Consider the following 4,053-nt stretch of genomic DNA (forward strand, 5'->3'; position numbering starts at 1 on the left):
CGTTCAGAGACGGAGCCGTCCGCTCGATTGACGACCTCGCCGCCGCCGCTGAGTCCCGCATCGATTCGCTCGAACGCGAGGCCGAAGCTCTCGACCGTGTGGTGGAGAGGACCGAAGCCGCCGCCCAAGCGGACCGGCACCGACACGCCGACGCGGGTCGGGATCTGGACGGGGAGATCCGTCTCGGGGAGATCGATCAGCGATTCGAGCAAGCGGACAGCCGGGACGAGCGAAGGGTTCGCGGCCGATTCGAGCCTTGGGCCGATCGGATTCAGCAAGCCGAGAGCGCCGGGCAGTTGCCCCGCGGGACCGCTGCCGAGTACCGCCGCCGGTTGGAACGGTTCATCGCCCAGCGTCGCAAGATCCGTGAGGCGGCCCACGCGAAGGCCGTGAAGAGAGAACGCGGCCGGCAGACGACGGAGCGGATCGACGTGATCCAAGGCCGGGAGGACGACGCGGTCAAACGCGGCGACTTCGCAGACGCCCGCCGTCACGCCGAAGAACGTGGTGGAGAACTCCTAAAGGCCGCCCGTGAAGCCAGCGGCAACGGCGACTTCAAGCGAGCCCGGGAACTGAGCGAAGGCTACGCCGCCGTCGGCCGCGAGATTCAGGGCTACCACGACAAGGCGAAGGCCGCCGCGGTCGCGGAGAAAGCCGAGTTGATCGGTCACCGCGAGGAGCTCGCACGGATCAAGGCCGAAGCGTTGGGGCTGAAAGACGCCGCGGACGGTCTGCGGATCATCGAGGACGCCGACGTCGTCGCGGCCCGCGAACTCAGAGCCGAGTTGACCGCCGCGGCCGAAGCTTTGCGGAGACTTGGGGCGGGAGAGATCGCCGTCCCCGACGGGAAGGGGTTGTTCCCGGCCGACAGAGACCCGCTGACGGCCCCCAAGCCCGGACGCCGCGGCCTGCCCGACGCGAGACCGTGGGACGGCAGATTGGACCCGGTAGCGCCCCGCGTCGCCGCTCCCATTCCCAATCCCGGGAAGCCGGGAAACATCCCGCAAGCCGGGAAGGGAGCGAACGGCCCGTCCACTACGGTCACGAACACGACGACGGATAACAGCGTCCGCGTCGGTCGCGTGGTGGTGAACCCCGACACGAAACTGGGCGATCTTGGAAAGAGCAAAGCCGCCGCGATCCGCATGGGCCGCGGTTAGTGCCGAGCGCCTGACCGGTTGCTGACGAACTACTGACGACCGACCCCCGCCCGGAGAGATCCGCGGCGGGGTGTTTTCGTGTGCTCCCATTGCTCGCGCTGTACGGCCCCGAGGATCGCCGCCCAGCGGTGGACGTGGCGTTCGTCGGGCCGGGCGACGGAAACGCTCAGGCGGCCCCTGAGCGAGGGACAAGCGGCAACATGATCCGCAACCAATCTGCCGAGATTTCGACCGTGGGGGTCGGAGGGGCAAAGTTGACCGCCGCGATCGCTTCGGACCATTCCGAAATATAGAACGCCAATCCGGTCCCGGAGCGTTCGATCGTCACGTCCCGGCCTGTCGCCTTTTTATAAATCTCTGCCGACCGGAACACCCATCCGAGAACGGCGTCCGGGTTGCTCTTGGAGACGTGTTTGACGCCGAAAACGGGAGGCGGCGTACGGATGGCAACGTCAGGGGAGGACTCACCCCCGGGAAAGGTGACGTGCTCCAATCGCTCGCCCATCCGCTGGACCGTCGCGGCGAAGGCGTTCAGTTCCCCCGCGGTCCGGGGGATCGTGTTCAGATCGGGGCTGTGGTTCGACATCGGAAAGCCTGTAGGTCGGAGGGGGGAGGAGGGTTCCGTCTGGGGGAGATATGGGAGCGCGTTTCCGTCGCGGCGCCCAGCCCGCAGGCGTGCGTCGCATTGCCGCACTATGCGTCGCAAGTCGTTACTGTGTGGTGTGTTGCGTCGGTGTGTGTGGTGTGTCTCCGCCCACCACGCGGGTTTAGCCGAGTGTTTATTTATGTGGTGGGTGACGAGACGGAACCTGAGATGGTACGATCGGGATATCCCCGGCATGGGCCGCGTTAGAGCGGCGCCGGAGCGAACCCGCCGGCATCGACCGGGCGGAAGACGAACAGAGCGACCCGCGAAGCCCGTCAAGTGGCCCGGGAGCCTGTTTCTGTAGCGTTTGATTGGTGTCCGACCACCACACGCTTGGTGTGTCGCACCCCCTTCGCCTCGCCCCGAATCGGGCGAGACCGCCCCCGCTCTCTAATAACAAAGGCCCATATGGTGGGTTATCGCTCCCGTGTGGTGTGTCGGTCCGTAAAGGATCGTCCCCCGAGACCTCCCCGAAGATCGCAGGCCCGAAGAGTCCGGGGCGATCTGGCGCCCCCGACGGGTCGGGAACTGGCCCGCTGGATCGAGGCCGGTCGTCCGCCGCTGAACATGTGGGCCGCCTGCCCCGGGGGTTCGGCTTGAAGGCTCTGCCCCCGGCCATCCGGGCCGCCGACCTCGCCGCCGTCGCCGTGAACGGACTGCGGTGCGGACAGGATCGTTACTCGCTGCTGCACGAAGAGCATCGCCTGATCGGCTTTGCGGACTCAGTCGTGACGATCGACAGGCGGAAGCGATTGCAGGCTCTCAAACGCCGTCTCGCCGGGATCGGCATGGAAACGACCGGGGAAGGCATGTTCGGGGATACGGCCGTGGTGGTCGTCGCCTTGGGCGAGCACACCGACGCCGACGGGGAACGACTGTTTGAGCGAGCGGTCGCCGACGTGCTGGCGCCGATCGAGGAACCGCTTATCCATGCCGGGGAGGCCTCCTGATGGGTGTTCGATTTAAGGCGATCCGGTTCGCAGACCTCAGAGACCGCCCGCCGCGAGCGTGGTTAGTGGATGGACTCATCCCGGCCGGCATCCTCGCGGTGCTGTTCAGCGAAAGCGGGAAAGGGAAGACGTTCACCGCCTTGGGCCTCGCCTGCGGGGTTCCGTACGGCTGGGCGTGGGGACGGACCGTTCCGACCCGCGGGCCGACGCTGTACCTCGCCGGGGAAGGCGCCGGCGGCTTGAAGTCTCGCACGGACGCTTGGGAGGCCGTCAACGGACGCCCCGTCCCCCCGGACGCGGTCCTGATCCACGACGCCCCGGACATCGGTCACCCCGAGCATCAGGCCGAAGTCGTGCGAGCCTTCCGCGAGGTGGTCCCTGACGCGGACCCGGCCTTGGTCGTGGTCGATACCCTGGACCGCTGTTTCGGCGAGGGGGACGAGAACCGGGCGCAGGATATGCGGCGGTTCGTACGCGGCTGCGATGCGTTACGGGAGACATTGGGGGGGCCGGCGGTTCTGGTGCTCCACCACGTTGGTCACGGTCAGTCGAGCAGTGGCGAACCTCGGGAACGGGGTTCGTCCGGCTTGCGGGCGGCGGTCGATCGGTCGATCCGTTTGGACGGCCCCAAGCGGCCGAATCTCATGCCGGGAGACCGCCTCGCCCTGACATTCGTCAAGGTCAAGGACGGCCGCATACCGCCCCCAGTTTCGCTCACAGTCGCCGAAGCCGACGTCCCCGGCGGAACCTCCCTCACGGTCGTCCCCGCCGACGATCCCGCCGCGAAGCTGGCCCGGCTGACGCCGGACCGACGGGAGGCGTTGGCCAAGGTGGCCGATACGCTTGGAGTCGAGCCGAGCCGTCGCGTTGATGTGGAGCGAGCGTCCGGCCTGACGGGCGGATCGGTGGACGGGTTCGTCATCGCCGCCCTCGCCGCCGGCCTGATGGTCGACAACGGGGAGACCGGACACGGTCGACGGCTTGCCGTCACGCCCGACGCGATCGCCGCGTTGAGCAGTGCGGAGAACGCCCCCGAATCGTCCGGTTCTCCCGAGCCTGATCGAGCCGGTTCTCCCGTTCTCCCCGACACCGTCGTTTCGGCCGGAGATTCGTAGAGCCTGATTGCGTAGGACCATCCACCGATCGTCCCGGTTCTCCTGTCGTTCCCCTGTTTGGATGAATCGTCGGGGCGTCATGTTCTCCCGTTCTCCCACACCCCTTTAGGGGTGGGGAAGCGGGGAGAACGCCGGATCGAGCCGACCGGATCGAAGCCGGTTGGGCTGGGGGGGGGGGGGGG

4 protein-coding genes are annotated in these 4,053 nt (G+C 67.5%); 3 read left to right on the forward strand and 1 reads right to left on the reverse strand.

Features of this window, described 5'->3' with window-relative positions:
• Nucleotides 1–1,160, forward strand: a 1,160-nt coding sequence (locus tag LzC2_RS20525) for a hypothetical protein (RefSeq protein ID WP_171189895.1), incomplete at its 5' end; no start/stop codon positions are given.
• Nucleotides 1,161–1,326: 166 nt separating this feature from the next.
• On the opposite strand, the gene LzC2_RS20530 is transcribed toward LzC2_RS20525, so the two are convergent.
• Nucleotides 1,327–1,746 (reverse strand): hypothetical protein, encoded by a 420-nt coding sequence (locus LzC2_RS20530; protein WP_171189896.1) that lies wholly within the window; start codon nucleotides 1,744–1,746, stop codon nucleotides 1,327–1,329.
• A gap of 629 nt (nucleotides 1,747–2,375) precedes the next feature.
• Between LzC2_RS20530 and LzC2_RS20535 the strand changes: the two genes are divergently transcribed.
• Nucleotides 2,376–2,756, forward strand: a complete 381-nt coding sequence (locus LzC2_RS20535) for a hypothetical protein (protein ID WP_171189897.1) — start codon at nucleotides 2,376–2,378, stop codon at nucleotides 2,754–2,756.
• Nucleotides 2,756–3,871 carry an AAA family ATPase gene (locus LzC2_RS20540; RefSeq protein WP_171189898.1) on the forward strand — a complete coding sequence of 372 codons (1,116 nt, stop codon included), beginning with the start codon at nucleotides 2,756–2,758 and terminating at the stop codon, nucleotides 3,869–3,871. The genes LzC2_RS20535 and LzC2_RS20540 overlap by 1 nt, the downstream gene beginning before the upstream one ends.
• The last annotated feature ends 182 nt before the right edge of the window (nucleotides 3,872–4,053 follow it).

The sequence above is a fragment of the Alienimonas chondri genome (assembly GCF_013036045.1).
GTDB classification, from domain to species: Bacteria; Planctomycetota; Planctomycetia; order Planctomycetales; family Planctomycetaceae; genus Alienimonas; species Alienimonas chondri.

What these genes read in the sequence shown, in the direction of transcription:
- LzC2_RS20530 (WP_171189896.1), bottom strand. Translation starts at nt 1,746, where the DNA reads ATGTCGAACCACAGCCCCGATCTGAACACGATCCCCCGGACCGCGGGG.
- LzC2_RS20540 (WP_171189898.1), top strand. Translation starts at nt 2,756, where the DNA reads ATGGGTGTTCGATTTAAGGCGATCCGGTTCGCAGACCTCAGAGACCGC.